This is a genomic window from Microcoleus sp. ARI1-B5 (genome assembly GCF_036705795.1).
In the GTDB taxonomy this organism is placed as follows: Bacteria; Cyanobacteriota; Cyanobacteriia; order Cyanobacteriales; family Microcoleaceae; genus Microcoleus.
Window position 1 is genome coordinate 12423 of sequence record NZ_JAUBVK010000014.1, and the last position, 19943, is coordinate 32365.

Annotated in this window: 15 protein-coding genes; 8 read left to right on the forward strand and 7 right to left on the reverse strand. The window is 45.7% G+C overall.

Translation table 11 applies throughout. The annotated features are described in order from the left end of the window. Window positions 1-9 precede the first annotated feature (9 nt). The 6 genes from polA (at window position 10) to clpB (ending at window position 10513) form a co-directional block, all read left to right on the forward strand. Window positions 10-3078 (forward strand): DNA polymerase I, encoded by a 3069-nt coding sequence (polA, locus tag QUB63_RS19960; RefSeq protein WP_332947018.1) that lies wholly within the window; start codon window positions 10-12, stop codon window positions 3076-3078. Window positions 3079-3090: 12 nt separating this feature from the next. After that, window positions 3091-3654, forward strand: coding sequence for a thermonuclease family protein (locus QUB63_RS19965; protein ID WP_332947019.1), 564 nt, complete (start codon window positions 3091-3093; stop codon window positions 3652-3654). A gap of 308 nt (window positions 3655-3962) precedes the next feature. Further along, window positions 3963-4484, forward strand: a complete 522-nt coding sequence (locus tag QUB63_RS19970) for a hypothetical protein (protein WP_332947020.1) — start codon at window positions 3963-3965, stop codon at window positions 4482-4484. Between the two features lie 579 nt (window positions 4485-5063). After that, entirely contained in the window at window positions 5064-6779 is a 1716-nt protein-coding gene (locus QUB63_RS19975) for a sensor histidine kinase (protein WP_332947021.1), read from the forward strand. A 364-nt stretch (window positions 6780-7143) separates the two neighbouring features. After that, window positions 7144-7497: a hypothetical protein gene (locus QUB63_RS19980; RefSeq protein WP_332947022.1), complete on the forward strand. Its 354-nt coding sequence runs from the start codon at window positions 7144-7146 to the stop codon at window positions 7495-7497. Window positions 7498-7897: 400 nt separating this feature from the next. After that, window positions 7898-10513, forward strand: a complete 2616-nt coding sequence (gene clpB, locus QUB63_RS19985) for an ATP-dependent chaperone ClpB (protein WP_332947023.1) — start codon at window positions 7898-7900, stop codon at window positions 10511-10513. 123 nt (window positions 10514-10636) lie between these two features. Here the strand turns inward: clpB and QUB63_RS19990 are convergent, their stop codons facing one another. The 5 genes from QUB63_RS19990 to QUB63_RS20010 all read right to left on the reverse strand — a co-directional run bounded on the left by QUB63_RS19990 (window position 10637) and on the right by QUB63_RS20010 (window position 12273). Beyond that, window positions 10637-11095, reverse strand: a complete 459-nt coding sequence (locus QUB63_RS19990; protein ID WP_332947024.1) for a hypothetical protein — start codon at window positions 11093-11095, stop codon at window positions 10637-10639. Window positions 11096-11102: 7 nt separating this feature from the next. Then, window positions 11103-11543 (reverse strand): hypothetical protein, encoded by a 441-nt coding sequence (locus QUB63_RS19995; RefSeq protein ID WP_332947025.1) that lies wholly within the window; start codon window positions 11541-11543, stop codon window positions 11103-11105. A 2-nt stretch (window positions 11544-11545) separates the two neighbouring features. Then, a complete protein-coding gene (locus tag QUB63_RS35120) occupies window positions 11546-11674 on the reverse strand; it encodes a ribbon-helix-helix domain-containing protein (RefSeq protein WP_332950559.1) in 129 nt (42 codons plus the stop codon). Between the two features lie 172 nt (window positions 11675-11846). Next, window positions 11847-12026, reverse strand: coding sequence for a ribbon-helix-helix domain-containing protein (locus tag QUB63_RS20005; RefSeq protein WP_332947027.1), 180 nt, complete (start codon window positions 12024-12026; stop codon window positions 11847-11849). A gap of 67 nt (window positions 12027-12093) precedes the next feature. After that, on the reverse strand, window positions 12094-12273 hold the full coding sequence (locus QUB63_RS20010) for a ribbon-helix-helix domain-containing protein (RefSeq protein ID WP_293212035.1): 180 nt from the start codon (window positions 12271-12273) through the stop codon (window positions 12094-12096). Window positions 12274-12462: 189 nt separating this feature from the next. On the opposite strand from QUB63_RS20010, the gene QUB63_RS20015 reads away from it, so the two are divergent. Continuing rightward, window positions 12463-12714: a hypothetical protein gene (locus QUB63_RS20015; protein WP_332947028.1), complete on the forward strand. Its 252-nt coding sequence runs from the start codon at window positions 12463-12465 to the stop codon at window positions 12712-12714. Between the two features lie 249 nt (window positions 12715-12963). On the opposite strand, the gene QUB63_RS20020 is transcribed toward QUB63_RS20015, so the two are convergent. Further along, entirely contained in the window at window positions 12964-14796 is a 1833-nt protein-coding gene (locus tag QUB63_RS20020) for a pyridoxal-dependent decarboxylase (RefSeq protein WP_332947029.1), read from the reverse strand. Between the two features lie 169 nt (window positions 14797-14965). Between QUB63_RS20020 and QUB63_RS20025 the strand changes: the two genes are divergently transcribed. Next, window positions 14966-18505 (forward strand): SpoIIE family protein phosphatase, encoded by a 3540-nt coding sequence (locus QUB63_RS20025; protein ID WP_332947030.1) that lies wholly within the window; start codon window positions 14966-14968, stop codon window positions 18503-18505. A gap of 368 nt (window positions 18506-18873) precedes the next feature. On the opposite strand, the gene QUB63_RS20030 is transcribed toward QUB63_RS20025, so the two are convergent. Next, window positions 18874-19536, reverse strand: a complete 663-nt coding sequence (locus tag QUB63_RS20030; RefSeq protein ID WP_332947031.1) for a hypothetical protein — start codon at window positions 19534-19536, stop codon at window positions 18874-18876. Between the last annotated feature and the right edge of the window lie 407 nt (window positions 19537-19943).

Below are 19943 nucleotides of genomic sequence, written 5' to 3' on the forward strand. Positions count from 1 at the left end.
AATCCTTTCGTGCGATCGCCATCTGTGTCAGTGTCGGAAAATCAAGCTCCCACCTTCATCTTAGTTGACGGCCACTCCCTGGCCTTTCGTTCCTACTTCGCCTTCGCCAAAAGTCGGGACGGAGGCTTGCGAACTACCACAGGCATTCCCACCAGCGTCTGTTTTGGCTTTCTCAAGTCGCTGCTGGAAGTCATGGCCGCCCACGATCCCCAGTACATGGCGATCGCCTTTGACCTGGCCGCGCCCACTTTTCGCCACGAAGCAGACGAAACTTACAAAGCCGGTCGCGCGGAAACTCCCGAAGATTTTAAGCCGGATATCAAAAACCTGCAAGAATTGCTCACCTATTTGAATTTACCTGCCATAACTGCTCCCGGTTTTGAGGCAGACGACGTTTTGGGAACTTTGGCGAACAAAGCCAGCGCCGCGGGTTATCGCGTCAAAATCCTCACGGGCGATCGAGATTTGTTTCAATTAGTAGAAACCGAGAAACGCATCAGCGTACTATATTTGAGTACCGATGAACTCAGGCGATCGGGCAAAGGCAAATCCCAAGAATACGGCCCAGAAGAAGTCAAAGCCAAACTCGGCATTTTGCCCGAACAAGTAATAGATTACAAAGCCCTCTGCGGCGACAAATCCGACAACATTCCCGGAGTCAAAGGCATCGGCGACAAAACCGCCCTGCAATTGCTGGAAGCTTACAATACCCTCGACGGCATCTATGCAGCCATTGACGAGATTAAAGGAGCAACTAAGAAAAAGCTCGAAGAAGGCAAAGAAGCCGCCTATCATTCTCAGAAGATGGCGACAATTATTCAAGAAGTTCCCCTAGAAATCAACTTAGAAGATTGCCAGTTGATAGGTTTTGACGAAGCAGCATTAATTCCGATGCTAGAAAAGTTGGAATTTAAAACATTTTTAACCAAAGTCAAACAAATTCAAAAGCGTTTCGGCGGCGCTGAAGTAGGAATTTTGGCAACGGATTTAACGGATGTTAAGAAGGAAGGTTCGGCAGCGGATTCTGTAACGGATTTAACGGATGTTCGGAAAAAGGGAGAAGTTACAGTCTCTGAATTGCCTAACGCTGATAATTCAAGTGATTTTTCCGCTGCAAGTTCTGAAAGTTCAGCAGAAACAGATGAATTGTGGTTTTTTAGTGCCGCAGAAACCAAAGCCGCCCAACAGGAAAACCAACTACCAATTAAACCGCGAATCATTCAAACAATAGAACAGTTAAACGAATTAATTCAACTGCTGCAAACCCACACTGACAAAGCCTCGCCCGTGGCGTGGGATACCGAAACCACCGCCATCGAACCGCGAGACGCCGAATTAGTCGGAATTGGCTGCTGTTGGGGAATGGGAGAACAAGATTTAGCTTACATTCCCACCGGACACAAAACGGGCACAAATTTGGACAAAGCCACGGTTTTAAATGCTTTGCGTCCGATTTTGGAAAGCGAGAGTTATCCGAAGGCGCTGCAAAATGCTAAATTCGATCGCCTGGTACTTCGCTGTCAGGGAATCAAACTCGCCGGAGTCGTGTTTGACACCATGCTAGCCAGTTACGTACTCAACCCAGAAACTAGCCACAGTCTCAGCGAATTGTCAAGGAAATACTTAAACATTGTCGCCAAAACTTACAGCGAATTAGTACCGAAAAACAAAACAATTGCTGACATCAGCATTCCCAAAGTAGCTGACTACTGCGGCATGGACGTTCACACCACATTTGGGTTAGTAGGCAAACTTAAAGCCGAATTGGATAAAGCTGATGAAGCCAATTTTGCAGCCAAGTCTTTGCACAAGTTGCTGCGGGAAGTAGAACAGCCTTTAGAACCTGTTTTAGCTGAAATGGAATATTGCGGAATTCGCATTGATTCAGCTTATCTAAATACACTTTCGCAGCAGCTAGAAAAGAGCTTGGCAGAAATCGAAAAAAACGCTTATCAAGCTGCGGGGAAAAAGTTTAATTTAGGTTCGCCCAAACAGCTAAGCGAAATCTTGTTAGAAAAAATTCCCGAACAGTTTGAGAAAAAGTCTCGCAAAACCAAGACAGGATACTCTACCGATGCCGCTGTTTTGGATAAATTGCAAGGAGACCACCCGATTGTAGATTATCTTTTAGAACACCGAACATTATCCAAGTTGAAATCAACTTATGTCGATGCTTTGCCGCAGTTGGTGCGTGCGGATACCGGGCGAGTGCATACAGATTTTAATCAAACTGCAACGGGTACGGGAAGGCTTTCTTCTTCCAATCCAAATTTGCAGAATATTCCCATCCGCACCGAGTTTTCGCGGCAAATTCGCAAGGCTTTTTTACCGGAGTCGGGTTGGCTGATGGTGTCGGCTGACTATTCTCAAATTGAATTGCGGATTTTAGCTCATTTGAGTCAAGAACCTGTGTTAATTGAAGCTTACCAAAATAACCGAGACGTGCATACCGTGACGGCTCAACTGCTGTTTGAAAAAGAGGATGTCACGCCGGATGAAAGACGGTTTGGGAAAACGATTAATTTTGGGGTAATCTATGGTATGGGGGCGATTAAGTTTGGGCGATCGATGGGCAAAACTTCCAAAGATGGCAAGGAGTTTATTGCGAAATTTAACGATCGCTACCGGAAAGTTTTTGAATATTTGGACAAAGTGAAAAAAGAGGCGATCGCCCTCGGATACGTCACCACAATACTCGGCCGCCGCCGCTATTTAAAATTCGAGAGCGAAAGCATCCTCGACTTAAAAGGCCGCAATCCCCAAGACATTCACTCCGATAGACTTAAATCTCTCAGCAGAGATGACGCCCAATCTTTGCGGGCCGCAGCCAACGCTCCCATTCAAGGCTCCAGTGCTGATATCATTAAACTTGCCATGATTGAGGTAGACAAAATTTTGCAAAACTATCAGGCGCGGCTGCTGCTGCAAGTTCACGACGAATTAATCTTTGAAGTACCTCCCGATGAATGGGAAGAATTGCAGCCAAAAATTAGAACGGCGATGGAAAATGCTCTGCCGCTTAGCGTACCGCTGATAGTTGACATCCACGCGGGGCAAAATTGGATGGAAACCAAATAAAAACATAGAAATATGAACCAAAATAAAATCGCCCTTTCCCCTACAATCACCAGCTTGAGTGCAGTTGTTCTGCTGTTCCTACTGTGCGGCTGTCCGCAAAAGCTACCGCCCAACAATTATGCTGTAAAGCGAGTCAGCGACGGCGATACACTTGTCGCCAGCGATGCCGCCGGCCAAGATATCAAAGTGCGTTTTGCCTGCATAGATGCACCGGAAATTGCCCACACCAACGCCGAAAAGAACAGCAAAAAAGCAGCCGATAAAAATCAGTTCAAGTGGGGGAATCTAGCCCAGCAAAGAATGCAGCAGCTCGTCAAAAAAGGGGGGGATCGCGTTGTTTTGACCGTCACCGATACTGACCGCTACGGCCGCAAAGTTAGCGAAGTTCGCTTGCCAAATGGCACATTTGCTCAAGAAGTTTTGACCCGCGAAGGATTGGCAATGGTTTACCGTCCTTACTTGAAAAACTGTCCGAGTGCAAGTGTTCTGGAACAAGCGGAAGCCGAAGCTAAGAAAAATCGCCGCGGCGTTTGGGGAGATTCTAAGTTTGTTCCTGCTTGGGAATTTCGCCGCTAACGAGTAGTCAAAAGTCATACCATTTGAGATTTGAGATTTAAGATTTGAGATGGGCAATGACTGATGAAGATCGGGGTTGGGCTCGCGGGCCGACAGTTGCATTCTTTTTTAAACAGGTGTCATTAGTGAGAAGGATATTTTTGTGGAAGTAGCCAGCAATTAAAATTAAATAATTTTAAATTTTTCTTGAATTCTGCCTTCGGCCTTCTGCGTTCTGCCTTGAGATGTGATAGGCTCCAGATAAATCAATAGACTGCCGCGAAAAGCGGTCTATTGCAATCACCCAAAATTAACTTTAAGGGACATCAATGAATTTCAAACATCTGGTTATTTCCGGGATGGCACTGCTGCTCGGTACTGCAATCGTAGGAACTGCGATCGCTCAAGAACTGACCGACGAGCAAAAAACTGTTACTTGTCGCTTAAAAAGTGAATTTGAACAGCGTTCAAGCAAAGGCCAAAAATTGGTGTTTTGGCCATTGATAGGCACTGTTCGCAAGCAAGTTTCATCTCCTTTTAGAGCCACGCTGCATCCAGATACTGAGTATACTTTTGTTGCCACTTGCGACGGAAATTGCCAGGATTTAAACCTAACTCTCAAGGATGCCAGCGGCCAGGAAATCGGTGCGAGTCAAAAGACGGGCGAACTGGTGTCCATCTCTTTTACTCCCCCATCCCAAGGCGAATATCAAATCACTGCCAAGCCTGGGCAATGCACGAAGGCAGAGGGTTGCAGTTTCGGTATGGGAATCTTCGTTCCTGCCTCTGCTAGCGTACCTAATGCTTCAAAACTTCCTGCTGAGATAGCACAATTTCGACTTTGCCAGTAGAGGAATAGTAATAAGTTGTGAGTTGCGAGTAGAGTTGAGCCTTGAATCACAAATCTCACTCATAACTCGCAACTTATATAGTGGACCGCTTGACAGTTGCACAGTACGGAAATCAAACCGTTTATGCTATGGGTTCTCGGCTCTATTCATGAGGTTATTTATGTCCTCACCGCTGTGGCGATTGCTATAACTCGCCACTTATATGTTCTTAATTGCTGAAAGCCGGGGTTTTACTGCTTTTGCCTTTTTCCTTCTTCCTTTATGCTTCTTCCTTCTTCCTTCTTGCTTCTTGCTTCTTGCTTGTTTTCACCCCCTCGCGAAGTCTTTCATGCCTTCTTCCTTCTTCCTTCTTCCTTCTTCCTTCTTCCTTCTTCCTTCTTCCTTCTTCCTTCTTCCTTCAACATCTGCTATAATTTGTTAACCATAACTCCCTCAAACTGTCAAGGATATCGAGATGTGGAACCCTGCAAAGACCCCCTAACTGCCGAAATCGTACAGTACGCCAGAACTTTATTTACCGTCAGGCAGGTATCAATTAGAATATAGACAATGCCTCTCCGGGTGACGAGTATATTGCCCATGTCTTCAACCTTAGCCTCGAACAATCAACTCCAGAACGATCCTCAAATAGGTTTGAAAAGTCTGTTGGGCCGCTTGGGTATCAGGCAGAAAATCGGCTGCGGATACGCCTTGGTCATTGGTATTGCGATTTTGGGTGCTGTGGCGGGACGGGGAGTAGAATCCTATCACAAACAGCAAGTTAGAGAAAAACTGGCGATCGACCGAGATAAAGCCGAAATCCTGACAAACCTCAATAATACCGCCCAGGAAGTCAGAATTCACCAGCTATTGCTGCTGAATCTGACGGCAAAACCGCAAATTTTCGATCGGGAACGATCGGACTTTCTGACTCGCGTTGCTCAGATGAGCGGACAGCTAGAACAACTGCAAAGCCAGCCGCCGACTTCAAATTCCGCTGCAGCCAAAGATTACCAACAGATTCAAGAGTTCGCCAAAGCCAACAGCAAAACAGTAGAAGCTTACTTCCAACAAGTCCAGAAACTGCTGGGGAATGCGAAGTTATCTGGTTTGAATCCGCAGCAGCGGCAGGTATTCCAGCAGAACTTGAATAATTTTGCCACGGGGAGCAACGCTTTTGAACTCGAACAGTTTTCGCAGGATTCAGCCAAATTAGCGAGCAGCTTTCGGGACAAAGCAGACGAGGCATTTAGAACCTACGAGAAAGCAGAACAACTCGGAACTCTAATTCTGGTTGCTTCTCTGTTCGTGTCGGCCGCGATCGCAGCCCTACTTGCAGCATACACCAGCGGGGCGATCGCCCGACCGTTAGAAGCCACCACCCTCATCGCTCAGCGAGTGACAGAAGAATCGAACTTTGACCTGCAAGTACCCGTTACCAGCTCCGACGAAGTGGGACTGCTAGCAATTTCGATCAACGAACTGATCCAAAGAGTAGCGGAATACACAGAAGACTTGCACGAAGCAAAAGTAGCAGCCGAAGCTGCCAACCGCTCGAAAAGTGCATTTCTAGCCAACATGAGCCACGAACTCCGCACCCCCCTCAACGCCATCATCAACTACAGCGAAATGCTGCAAGAAGATGCTCAAGATTCCGGTTCCGAAGACTTTCTTCCCGACTTAGAAAAAATTCAAACCGCCGGCAAACATTTGCTCGACATGATCAGCGACATCCTCGACATTTCCAAAATAGAAGCAGGCCACGTCACGCTTTATTTGGAACACTTCGATGTGGCGACGATGATTGAAGAAGTGATGACTACGGCTCAACCGCTAGTAGAGAAAAAAGGCAATGCTTTAGCACTGCAAGTAAAAGGCGAACTTGGCATGATGTACGCCGACCAACCGAAAGTCCGGCAAATTCTCCTCAATTTGCTCAGCAATGCTGCCAAATTTACCGAAAAAGGCGTCATTACTATCGAAATCGAAAAAGTGAAAAATGAAAAGCCAAAACCTAAGAAAAGAAATAAAAATAATGATGTTAACTCTGGTTCAAACTACATCTCTCAATTTTTAATTTTTCGAGTCAGCGATACTGGGATTGGGATGACAGACGAGCAATTAGAGCAGATATTTAAACCTTTTACTCAAGCTGATGCTTCGACTACTAAGAAGTACGGCGGTACGGGTTTGGGATTGACAATTAGCCAGCGTTTGTGTCAAATTCTCGGCGGCGAAATTAGCGTTGAAAGCGAGAACGGTAAAGGCTCAACTTTTATTGTCAGTCTCCCGGAACGGGTGGTGATGCAGGCTTGAAAACAGTTGACAGTTGACAGTTGACAGTTGGCAGTTGATAGTTGACAGTTGACAGTTGACAGTTGACAGTTGATAGTTGACAGTAGTCATTAGCTGTAGGGTGCGGATACATCAACAATCCCTAAAAAAATCAACAATCTCGCCCGCGACGCACCTTAGCAAATTAATCAGCAGTCATTAGTTGTTATACACTGGAAAAATGAGCAAGTACAGAAACCGCCACATCGGGCGCGGACATCAATAACCTGATGAATCGAGCCCAGAACCCTATAGCATAAACAATTTGATTCCCGTACCCTGTAACTGTAACTGTCAACTGTCAACTGTCAACTGTCAACTGCTATACATCGTTTTTAGAGCTGATTTGACTGAAGAAGAAGGTGCAGAAAACAGACTGCTAGCGCATACGGGAATGCTTACCGACATTCTTGCCGAACACTTCGACTCTTCTGACCGACCAATTCCTCAACCGGGGTACAGATTTCGAGAATTTCACCGGATAGAAAAGTTTGCAGATTCAAAATTTCCCGCTGCGAGCACGCACAGCCGAGTAGGAGACTGGGAAGTCGTCCGAGTTCAAACTTACTCGGAAGATTTACCTAGCGGTGACTTTGAGACAATTGTCGTGTGCTATTGCAGGTTCGCACCCGTAAATACTCCCCTCGAACCGATGCCGCAGATTCAAATTGCCCCTCAGTTGCAGGAAACACAGGTTTAGGAGGCATTTTTTCCAGGTTCAGTGCAAAAAAAACCTCCCCAACGCTCTTGATAAATGCAGTTTTATGAAGGTTTATCTAATTAGTCGCTAAGTCAGGGCGGGTTTATGTAGATTGTGGGTGAGAATGAAAGATTGTTGGCTCACGGGCCCCTACAAATATTGTGGTTAATTTACCGAAGATGATATTACTTCTATTCTGAATCATTAATCATTGCTCGACTTTATGGCAGATCGCCCGAAATTGAACCTGAAGCTGAAACACAGGGCGGAAATACCTATCTCCACATACGGGAACACCGATCCGCCCCCCGTCAGCAACTGCCTACAATGACAATTGTACGAGCAATTAAGCAATTGACTTGACAGCAGTCATCTTTTTCAATTCAGGGAATTAAAATTTATGCAACCGAATAATCCGAACCAATTTACAGAAAAAGCCTGGGAAGCCCTGGCGCGCACTCCAGAAGTTGTCAAAGCAGCTCAGCAGCAGCAGCTAGAAAGCGAACATTTGATGAAAGCGTTGCTGGAACAAGAATCGGGACTCGCTAGCAGCTTGTTTAACAAAGCTGGAGTTTCTGCGGCAAAATTGCGCGATCGCACTGATGAGTTTATCAGCCGCCAGCCCAAAATCTCTGGAAGCGGTGGCAACGTTTATCTCGGTCGTTCCCTGGATACCCTGCTAGACAGGGCTGAAGCTTATCGCAAAGACTACGGTGATGAATTTATCTCGATCGAGCATTTGATCCTAGGTTACGTTAAGGACGATCGCTTCGGCAAAAATCTACTGCAAGAATTTAGACTAGATGAAGCCAAGCTCAAAGACATCATCGCCCAAGTCCGGGGGAACAACAAAGTGACAGATCAAAATCCAGAAGGCAAATACGAAGCGCTGGAAAAATACGGCCGAGATTTGACAGAAGCCGCGCGTCAAGGCAAACTCGATCCAGTAATCGGACGGGATGACGAAATTCGCCGCACAATTCAAATTTTGAGCCGCCGCACCAAGAACAACCCCGTACTGATTGGGGAACCTGGAGTCGGCAAAACTGCGATCGCCGAAGGACTCGCCCAGCGAATTATCACCGGAGATGTGCCGCAATCTCTCAAAGACAGACAATTAATTAGCTTAGATATGGGCGCGTTAATTGCCGGTGCAAAATTCCGGGGAGAATTTGAAGAACGCTTGAAAGCCGTGCTCAAAGAAGTTATGGACAGCAACGGCAAAGTCATCCTATTTATAGATGAAATTCACACCGTTGTCGGTGCCGGCGCAACTCAAGGCTCGATGGATGCCGGCAACTTGCTCAAACCCATGTTAGCGAGGGGAGAACTGCGCTGCATCGGCGCTACAACTCTCGACGAATACCGCAAATATCTCGAAAAAGATGCGGCTTTAGAACGCCGTTTCCAACAAGTTTATGTTGACCAGCCGACAGTAGAAGATACTGTCTCGATTTTGCGGGGTTTGAAAGAACGGTACGAAGTTCACCACGGTGTGAAAATTTCCGACAGCGCCCTAGTGGCGGCGGCTACTTTGTCTACTCGATATATTAGCGATCGCTTCCTTCCCGACAAAGCGATCGACTTAGTGGACGAAGCAGCCGCTAAACTCAAAATGGAGATTACCTCCAAGCCGGAAGAACTAGACGAAATCGACCGCCGGATTTTGCAGCTAGAAATGGAAAGACTGTCGCTGCAAAAAGAAAGTAACTCTGCTTCGATCGAACGCTTGGAAAGACTGGAAAAAGACTTAGCAAACCTCAAGGAACAGCAAAGCAGTTTGAATGCCCAATGGCAATCGGAAAAAGGTGTCATCGGCAGCATTCAAAAAATTAAAGAACAGATTGATAAGGTGAATATTGAAATTCAACAAGCTGAATTAAAATATGACCTCAACCGCGCTGCTGAGTTGAAATACGGCACTTTAACTCAATTGCAAAAACAACTGCAAGAAGCAGAAGCTCAACTTTCAGCAACTCAAACCACCGGTCAAACTTTGCTGCGGGAAGAAGTGACGGAATCTGACATTGCCGAGATTATTTCTAAGTGGACGGGAATTCCGATCAGCAAGTTAGTTGAATCGGAAATGCAGAAACTGCTGTACTTGGAAGACGAACTGCACAAGCGGGTAATTGGACAGGATGAAGCGGTGACGGCGGTTGCAGATGCCATTCAGCGATCGCGCGCCGGATTGGCCGATCCGAACCGTCCGGTTGCGAGTTTTATTTTCCTCGGCCCCACGGGTGTTGGTAAAACTGAATTAGCCAAAGCATTAGCGGCTTATCTGTTCGACACGGAAGAAGCGATCGTCCGCATTGATATGTCGGAATACATGGAAAAACACGCCGTTTCGCGCTTAATTGGTGCGCCTCCGGGATACGTCGGCTACGACGAAGGCGGACAATTAACTGAGGCTGTGCGCCGCCGTCCGTATTCGGTAATTCTATTCGATGAAATCGAGAAAGCGCACCCGGATGTCTTCAACATCATGCTGCAAATTCTAGATGACGGCCGCGTTACGGACGCTCAAGGTCACACGGTTGACTTTAAGAATTCTGTGATTATTATGACATCGAATGTCGGCTCTCAATACATTTTAGATGTGGCGGGAGATAACGAACAGATGCGCAGTCGGGTGATGGATGCGATGCGGGGAACTTTCCGCCCGGAATTCTTGAACCGGATTGATGAGATGATTATCTTCCACGGTTTGAGTAAGCCGGAATTGCGCCAAATCGTGCTGTTGCAAGTCAAGCGCTTAGAAAAACGGTTGGCCGATCGCAAAATGTCTCTGAAATTGTCGGAATCTGCGATCGACTTCTTAGCAGAAATTGGTTACGATCCGGTTTACGGTGCGCGCCCATTGAAGCGGGGAATCCAGCGCGAGTTGGAAACGCAAATGGCTAAGGGTATTTTGCGGGGAGATTTTGCCGATGGCGATACCATTTTTGTGGATATCGAGAATGAAAGGTTGGCGTTTAAGCGCCTGCCGGCCCAGTTGGTGACTGCTAAATAATAGGAATTGCTGCGAAGGGTAAGAAACCGGGTTTCTAGGATAATCTTGATTGAGTGGCGAGATATCTCGGAAGAAACCCGGTTTCTGGGAATTTATGCAGTTTTTTGGGCGCACTTTTTTTATCTAAATCACGGTAGGTGCTTGAAAAACTTGTAAAATCTTTTGTTTCAAAGTAACTAACTCATCTGTAGCTGCATGAGCTTCATAAATAGCTTCCGATGCTGCTACAAAAGGATCTGCATTGAGGGCAAAATAGAGCGAATTAATGGCGCGCGCTGTGTGAAATGCAGCTAAATAATCTGATAATTCTCTACTGCCTTCTCCCATTTTTTCTTGCAAGTCCCACTGAATCTCATCGAGTCGATCGACCAATGATTGAAGTTTGTTTTGAAGTGAAACATCTCCACATTGACTTTTTTCTAGCGCTTCTAATGCTTCCTCAATAATTGGGTGACTGAAGCTAGTGCGTTCAAGTGCGAATTCACAAGCAACTTTAGCTGCATTTCGCAGTTCGGAAATAGTTGCTTGTTTCAGCAGTTCCGATTGTTCAGCATCAATAAATTCTAAGCGATTTTCTGTCATTGTGTAATTAACTCCTTGGACTAGATTTTTTGGGACTTGCGACTAAGCCACCAGCCCCTTCTATCGTTTGGACGCAGTTTTCACAGATCGGACGCCCCGCTGCTACTGCAATTACTTTACAATCATTTTTAACGGCCCAAGCAACTATGTCTGCTTCCGCATGGCCAAAACCGGGAATAACGGTTTCTCCGAGTAAGAGTGCCGACTTTACTCCAGGGCGCAAGTAACCATTGGGTTCGCTGGTTCCTATCACTACTCTGCGGTTTTCTTGGGCGATTTCAACAACCCCAGCACCCATTGTTACTCTAGATTGCGCGGGTGGTGATAGAGCTTGCTGTAAGGATCTCGCTCGCGATCTGGCAATGCCTTCAGGATTGCTGAAAAGTTCTGCTTCTGTGTAGTCTTCTGGCCGTGTTGTCTCCTCGGTTGTTAAAGATAACTGAATCAATTTTATAACAATTTTGAGCGATTATACGTTGCCAAACTGCCGATCGATCTGCTTTCTGCTTCTGCCCATTCCTCCAAAGCTTTCTGAACCTCCTCTGGCAGATAGGCGGTAACTCGCCCCCGTAAAGCCATTTATTGCACTGTAAAACGTCACAACACAGTCTATCTTACGCTGTCTTGTGTTGAGACCGATAAAAATAGCTCGCATTAAGTCATAAATTGACGATCGCACTTTTGTCGATAAGTGCGATCGCTTTTCATTCCAAGCAAAAACAAACTCGCACACCCTCAATTGAGCGCAAATTCAACTCGGGCGATCGCTCCCAGATTCTTCCTTTTTTTGCTCTTGGCGCTCTCTGACTGCTTTAGCTGCCACATGGGAGAGCAAATTTGCAATGGTTCGATCTTCCTCTTCGGCCCATTCAGACAAGGCTTGATGAAAGTCTTCTGGCAGTGTAACGGTGACTCGCATACGTGAAGGCATTGGCAGGCATGGTTTTACTTCAATTGTCTTAAATTTTACACTCCAAACCTTTCAATCTCGCGCAAATTCAACTCGGGCGATCGCTTCTAGATTCATCCTTTTTCAACTCTTGACGCTCTCGAACAGATTTAGTCAGCAGGTACGTTGCCAAACTGCTAACGGATCTGCTGTCCTCTTCTGCCCATTCTTCCAGAGCTTTTTGAATTTCCTCTGGCAGATATGCGGTAACTCTTCCCCGTGAAGCCATTCGTTGCACTGCAAAACATATCAACACAGTCCATCTTACGCTGTTTTGAGTTAAGAGAGACTCTTACGTCATATTACGTCAAAGTATTTTAATATACGGTATAGTATGTTATGCTGCAACCTATAAACAGTCAAAAGCCAGCCCCTTACTGTGGAAGGTTCCGGGCTGGCTCTGGCTCCAAAAATATCAATGGAGACGATTTCTATGTTGACATACAAAGACCGCTTGCGTTGTTGGGCGATCGCCCGTTTGTTACCGACTCAGCAATGGATTATTGTTGCCCGGTTCCGCAATCGTTCCGACGCAGAGGGGCATTTTCAGTTTTTGCGACAAACAATACCTCACGTAAAGTTTGAGGTTGTGTTCGATTTAAGTGGGGAAAGTCACCGTTTATCCGCATTGGCAGATCGTCCTTCTAATTCCGCCACCAGCGCGTTATAGACTGCCATCTTTCTAGCAGTTTCTGTTAGTTATAGCGGGCGATAGCACTTTTTTTAGTAAGGGCGATCGCTTTGAATGGATTGAAGATTGGGAAACCGCAGATCGATGCAAATGAACGCAGGTAAACGCCCATAATTTCAAGAATGAGACAAGCAGAAATGACAGAAAAGCAAAAAGCTATTCTAGCGGAAATTCACCAACTTGCCTCATATTGGTAAGAAAGACTATACTTTTAGTTGTCCCTGTCGGTTACTTAAAACCGCGCCCGTTATGAGGAACGTGAATCAGTTTCTTCATCGCGTTCTCGGTAAGAAATAACTGCGCCTGCGGTTTCGGGATTCCGAAATTCTGCTTGGGAAAGGCACCAGGCCGATCGAGATCGGCAATCAACTTGTCAATCAGCTCTGGCGTGACATGAGCCATCATGTAGATGTGGCAATATTTGCGTTTTTCTCCTTTAACATACAACTCCTCGCAGGACAGAGAATACTTGAAGACAATCTCATCATTGGGCTGTTTGAATCGAATAGTCAGTGACAGCGGCGTGTACCCGATCCACAGATCCTGCTGCAACTGCTCTTGAAGTTGAAGGAGCCGATCGACAGCATATCGTGCGAGTTCTTCCGTGTAGAGCGCCTTTTCAATCTGCGCCTCGTAGGAATGCTTAGCCAAGTAGTCCCAGAAAATCATGGCTGAGAAGCCGTTGCGAGAACCCGCAAATGTAGTATCTGGAGAACCCAGGTACTCCGGATCGTCAGGCGGGCGCAACTGGAACTTAGTCTTGGTTATGTAGATGCCACACGGCCACGGTGCACCGATCCACTTGTGTCCGCTCATGGAAATCGAGTTTACGAACGGTAGACGGAAGTCGAAGTTCGGCCCGCGCCGATCGATTAGCTTGTTGTTGTACGCCATCTCAATAAACGGCATGTACGCAGCACCGAGAGCTCCATCCACATGAAACCAGAAACCGTCGCGGATGTCATACTTGTCTGGGTGAGCGGGAAGATCGTAGTATACCTTGCGCTGGCAGAGTCCGTATTTCTCAAAAATTGGCATCAGCGCTTTACCCGCCTCTTCTACATCATCGTAAGCACCTTTGAACGTCGTGCCGTAGTTGAAACACACGAGGATGGGATATCCCTTGGAAGCAAAAAACTCGACAAGCACGGCCAAAGCCTCAATGTCGATCGAACCTGGACCTTCGTTGCCGTTCAACGAAGGGACTTCTTTTAGCCACTTACCATCAGGCTGCGGGATCGGGCAATCCTTCGGATAAAGCTCAGTGCCGAGTTCGTAAAATGTCTTGATTTCCAGCGTCCGCGTGGCTTTAGTAAGCGAGTAGTGCGTATCTTCCGAAAAGAAAGCGACGGGGGTATATGCGTTGGGATTTTCCTGTGTTGCGCGAGCTTGCTGATAGATCAGGCGGCGCGGCACCGATCGCGGACGACCATCCTCGCTAGCTTTCTTGGCTTCTGCTTCGGCATCAGAGTCATCTAGCAAAAACTTGCCAGCCAAATAATCGCGTCCGTTCCACATTCCATACAAGTTGCCTTCTGTAGAACCCATCGTCAGGACATAGCCCCAGTAAGACTCTGGGTCTTTAGAATCGTGAGGCCAACGAGCGTTCCACAGCGAGGCATAGTAATCTAGTACGGCCCGTTCCATAAATTTGGTGTTGAGGGTGAGATTACCGCTCGTGAAAGGGTCGCCAACGTTATTGAGGTGGAAATTGAGGTACTGTTTCAGGTCCTCTGCGAAATCAAGTTTTTGGTTTGTTTGGTAGCCAAGAAAGTATTTTTGTTGCCTAGACTCGTACTCATACAATTGATCTAGGGCTATCTGACGCTGTTCGGGAGTCAGGCCATATCGAGATAACTTGAAGTTGTGGCAAGTGATTCCGGGTACCTTAGCATCGCGATCGTATCTTTGACATGGGTCTTGGACTGGTGGCGACACTCTTAGCTCCCCATTAGCACGATCTGACGCCGCAGTGAGACTTTGCTCGCCGATGTTGTTTTCTGAATCCAAGGGTGCGATCTTCTCAGAATCCCGGTCTTGATTCTCGTTTGTTGCACTCATAATCTTCGTAGCTAATCCTTTGATAAATCAGGTGGTTGTATGCGAAAAAAATATAAACTCTTGCGTCGCGAGCGAATGGCGATCGCAACTCAACCCAGGTTGCTGTTCAATTATTTGCTATGATATTAGCACCTTGTTAGCGATCGCACAAAAATAAAGATAAATCTCAATGTTTTTAAAAAAATGGAAACGTTCAGGAATTGGACTTAAACTAGCGAGCGTTTTTTCGATTGGTCTCACTACCTCAATTATTATCCAAACAAATGTATCAATTCATTTGGTCAAAGAGTTTGGAGAATTGTCTGCCTCCAAGAATGAGACCAGTATTCGAGAACAATCATCTTATTTTTTGCCGAAAATTACTCAGGAACAAGCCGAGCGATATGGAGAAGTATTTCAGCAGTTTGCTCGCCTGACAAGTTTAACCGCGTATCAGGCTGAATCCTATTTAGAAAACATCACTATTTACGGTCAAAAAAACTTAAACCCACAAGAAAAATTTATATTAAATTCTCAAAAACAAATATTTACTAATTCTTCTACTGAACGAGTGTCGGTCATTTATTGGAACAGCTCTACCATTTTTCCAGAAATAACTGCACAGATTAATGCTCTTTCTCATATCGATCCTTTATTAGAAAAAACTCAAAAAAGTAATCCTTCAGCAGTTGCTTCATGGGTGTTAATGGAGTCTACTATCACCCGCTATTATCCCAATGCTCCTCTGATTAACTTTTTACCACCTAAGAAACAAGATACCCTCAAAAACGGCATTTTTTACACGCTCGCTACACCCACAAATAATCCTGACCGCAAGACATTGTGGACTAAAGTCTATCAAGACCCAGGAGGACAAGGGTTAATGACATCTGTAACCACTCCGATTTACAGTCGAACTGGACAGTTTTTAGGAGTAGCCGGCATTGATGTCACCTTGGACAACATCGTGAAAGAAATCCTGGTGAAAGAAATCTTGGCGATCGATCTGCAAAATCCCAAGGAGGAAAGCGATCGATCGAGTACGCTGAAGGGTGCATTTTCTTTTCTGATCGATCGCACTGGCAATATTATCGCATTTCCCTTGGATCGCCTGTCACTAATTGGCATTCACCCGAAATCAGACAAAGTTAAACCCAACCAACTCCTTGATTATAGTTTATTGAACTCATCGGAACCCAAAATCAGGGAAATCGGCCAGAAAATGGTTGAGGGGAAAAATCAAGTAGACCGACTCCGGTTAAAAGGAGAACCATACATAATTTCCTTTCACCCCATATCTTCTACGGAATGGAGTTTAGGAGTTGTTGTCCCAGAAGCCAGTCTTCTTTCTTCCGTGGAAGTAACCCGAAATGCCTTAACTTCTACCGTTCAAAAATTGAATTATAGATTAGGCTTGACTACTGTCGTGCTTTTGATTTGTTCTACTATAATCATTTTGGTACTAGCACGTCTGATTGTCAAACCATTAATCCGTTTAACTCAGGAAGTCTCCCAAGTCTTTTCTTCTGATGAATCCGGTTCTCTGATGGCTAAATTAGAGCAGATACATCCAGAAAGCATCAGCACAAATACCCAAGAGATTTTGGAGTTGCGGGAGGCGTTTGTAAAATTAAAAAACTCTTTAATTGCTAAGTGGAAGCAGTTGGAAGAAAATAATGAGGAGATGAAAGCTTTAAATGCTGATTTGCAGCGTCTCGACCAACTCAAAGACGAATTTTTAGCCAATACATCCCACGAACTTCGTACTCCCCTCAACGGCATCATTGGCATTTCTGAATCTCTGATCGACGGTGTGACAGGACAACTTCCCTCTGCCACCATTTCTAATTTATCAATGATTGCTTCTAGCGGGCGGCGATTATCTAACCTCGTCAACGATATTCTCGACTTCTCTAAACTCAAAAGCACCAATCTTGAACTGCAACTCCAGCCAGTTGGAATGCGAGAGATTGCCGAGCTAGTTTTAACCATCAGCCACAGTCTCATTAGTCAAAAAGATTTGCTGCTAATCAACGCCATCGATCCCTCACTCCCTCTTGCCTATGCCGATGAAAATCGCGTCCAACAAATTCTGCAAAACTTAGTCGGCAATGCGATTAAATTCACAGATCGCGGCACCATAGAAATCTCAGCGCGAGTGATACCCTCCCTTGTCCCCTCTTACCAAGGGGCGGATGGGAAGAGTTTAGCAATTACTGTCTCCGATACAGGCATTGGTATCAGTGAAGATAAATTCGACAGAATTTTTGAATCTTTTGAACAAGCGGATGGTTCTACAGCCCGTCAATACGGCGGTACTGGCTTAGGTTTAGCAATTACTAAAAAGTTGGTGGAGTTGCACGGCGGTCAGATCGCAGTTGCCTCGACATTTGGAGTTGGTTCACAGTTTACTTTTACCTTGCCAGTGTACGAAGGCGATGGGTCAATCGTGCCACAAACTCAAATGCTACCCGAAGTAGTAAATCTGAATAATCAAGCACCAGCATTGAAGACAAACTTGAGAAATAATCATGATATTTTACCACAAAATTTATCCCCACAATTTAATATATATAACGATAAATATAACAACGTTACATTTAAAATTCTCATAGTCGATGATGATACAATCAATCTTCAGGTACTTGCTAACCACTTATCTTTGCAAAACTATGCCATTACCCAAGCAACAAATGGGCAAGAAGCTTTAGAAATAATTGAGAAAGGTTTCAAACCAGATATCATCCTCCTCGATGTGATGATGCCGCGCATGACTGGCTATGAGGTGACGGAAAAATTGCGCGATCGCTTCCCTGCTATTGACCTGCCAATCTTACTATTAACTGCCAAAAATCAAGTCAACGACCTCGTAAAAGGGTTAAACGTTGGTGCTAATGATTATCTTAGCAAACCAATAGCCAAAGATGAACTTCTCGCCCGGCTCAAAACTCATCTAAATCTGCGCCAACTCCGAACTGAAAATATTCGCTTGAGTGCTGAACTAGATGTAGTCAAGAAACTGCAACAAATGGTGTTGCCCAAACAATCGGAACTAGACCTAATAGCAGGGTTAGACATTGCCGGATACATGGAACCAGCAGACGAAGTTGGCGGCGATTACTACGACGTATTGCAACAGGATGGTCAAGTCAAGATTAGCATTGGTGATGTTACCGGACACGGTTTAGAAAGCGGCGTGTTGATGATTATGGCACAAACGGCTGTCAGGACGCTTCAGAAAATGAACGAAACAGATCCAGTGAAGTTTTTGGATGTCATCAACCAGACTCTTTATGACAACCTGCAACGCATGGACTCCCAGAAAAATATGTCTCTAGCCATCTTAGACTATGCCGGAGGCGTCCTCAAGTTAAGCGGACAACATGAGGAAATGATTGTGGTGCGGGCTGATGGGACACTGGAGTGTATAGACACGATGGATTTAGGCTTTCCTATTGGGTTAGTAGAAGAGATTGGCGAGTTTGTTACTCAAGCAGAAGTGCAGTTAAATCCAGGGGATGTGGTGGTGCTTTATACTGATGGAATTCCCGAAGCTTTTGATATTGATAAAAAGCAGTATGGGTTAGAGAGGCTGTGGCAAGTGGTGGTGGAAAATCGTCAGCGTTCTGCCCAAGAAATTCGGGAGGCTGTGATTGATGATGTGCGGCGGTATATAGGTGTTCAGAGGGTTTTTGATGATATTACTTTGGTGGTGATGAAGCAAAAGTGATGGGTTTTTCAGCATACAGCAATCCTTTTTTAGTTACCATCGGGCAATAAGCCTATCCCATAACTCCTGCAAGGATTGCTATAGTTGAGGGTGTGTTTTTACTAGATAGATAGGCGGTTGAAACCGCTACTAAGGAACGAAAATTTAATAACTTAAACACCTGCCACACTCCTTTCTATCCCAGAAGCGGCGAGGGTAAAGGAGGCTCTTCCTCGCCTATCTGCGTTACCAGGAAGAGCCTGGTAACGAGCAAGAAACCCGGTTTCTGGGAATGATGCAAGGGGTAAGAAACCGGGTTTCTTGGATAATGCGAGGTTGGGTGGCGAGATATCTCGCCAGAAACCCGGTTTCTGGGAATGATGCGAAGGCTACTTCCGCACCATCACTGACTCGATCGCAGCATTCGGCTGATATTTGTTAGTCTGATAAAATCCACCTTTGCCAGCACCGTAAACCCCGGCAAATTGCTTTCCATCAGCCTTGGGAACAAACATGATTTTTCGAGTCGGTTGTTTGGCAAAGACAACTCCTTCTCTCGATTCATTGTCCACGTTATAAGATAAAGTAGCTTGGCCGTAAATTGCCTCGGCTTGTTTCAATGTCATTCTCGGCCCGACGCCCTCAACTGTTTTATAATTAGGATTGTCTGTCATCAAAAGTTCAATGACATCGGTATCTTTGAGCTTGGTACCGGCAGCGTAGATAATCCGATACTGCACTTTTCCCGATCGACTAATCGCCACAGCATCAAAGTCTACCATAAAAGGAGACTCTACCTTAAACTGGGCTGTGGAACCCAAAGCCTGTTTCAGTTGTCCGAAAGTCATTCCGACTTTTGCCTCGCCAATTGTGCGATCGGAAATTGCTACACTTGCAGCAGGAGCTTTTTCAGCAGTAGCGGCCACTTTCCCCAGCGTATTTGCGCCCGCACGCGCCACAGCAGCGCCGGGAGTCGAGATTAAGGTGAGGTGACTGCCGATCGCCAGCAAAACAGCTATCATCGATCCAGATAAAATTTTTACATTCAACATGACTAATTCTCCGAGATTTCAACTTCGACTATCAACCAGCATCTTCTTGACAGTCTTGGGGATAACTTTGCTAGTTTGGATTCTCAGAGGCGTCGGCCTCTTGACATTCCTTCCCGGTGCTGTTATCTGGATACTGATTTTGCTGTCTTTTGTTGCGGGTATCCTCAGCACTTTACTGCGCCGATAATCCGACATCCGGTAATTAGAAGTTAACCAACTTTAAATAATCCAGCTCTTTGAAACAATACTTACGCCACAAATCCGTTCGACTCGCCGTATCTATAATCATCGCTTTCACTACTTGTCCTGAACTGATTATTTCTCCCGGTTGTGCACCTACTAACTGATTAATCTTTTCTACGATTCCTGTGGAATCTACGCTTACCTCCTACTAAGCGGTTGTTTAG

Bases quoted from the DNA above. Each gene is read 5' to 3' on its own strand.
- QUB63_RS19965 (WP_332947019.1), top strand. From the start codon at position 3,091: ATGAACCAAAATAAAATCGCCCTTTCCCCTACAATCACCAGCTTGAGT.
- QUB63_RS19970 (WP_332947020.1), top strand. From the start codon at position 3,963: ATGAATTTCAAACATCTGGTTATTTCCGGGATGGCACTGCTGCTCGGT.
- QUB63_RS19975 (WP_332947021.1), top strand. From the start codon at position 5,064: ATGTCTTCAACCTTAGCCTCGAACAATCAACTCCAGAACGATCCTCAA.
- clpB (WP_332947023.1), top strand. From the start codon at position 7,898: ATGCAACCGAATAATCCGAACCAATTTACAGAAAAAGCCTGGGAAGCC.
- QUB63_RS19990 (WP_332947024.1), bottom strand. From the start codon at position 11,095: ATGACAGAAAATCGCTTAGAATTTATTGATGCTGAACAATCGGAACTG.
- QUB63_RS35120 (WP_332950559.1), bottom strand. From the start codon at position 11,674: ATGGCTTTACGGGGGCGAGTTACCGCCTATCTGCCAGAGGAGGTTCAG.
- QUB63_RS20005 (WP_332947027.1), bottom strand. From the start codon at position 12,026: ATGCCTTCACGTATGCGAGTCACCGTTACACTGCCAGAAGACTTTCAT.
- QUB63_RS20010 (WP_293212035.1), bottom strand. From the start codon at position 12,273: ATGGCTTCACGGGGAAGAGTTACCGCATATCTGCCAGAGGAAATTCAA.
- QUB63_RS20015 (WP_332947028.1), top strand. From the start codon at position 12,463: ATGGAGACGATTTCTATGTTGACATACAAAGACCGCTTGCGTTGTTGG.
- QUB63_RS20020 (WP_332947029.1), bottom strand. From the start codon at position 14,796: ATGAGTGCAACAAACGAGAATCAAGACCGGGATTCTGAGAAGATCGCA.
- QUB63_RS20025 (WP_332947030.1), top strand. From the start codon at position 14,966: ATGTTTTTAAAAAAATGGAAACGTTCAGGAATTGGACTTAAACTAGCG.
- QUB63_RS20030 (WP_332947031.1), bottom strand. From the start codon at position 19,536: ATGTTGAATGTAAAAATTTTATCTGGATCGATGATAGCTGTTTTGCTG.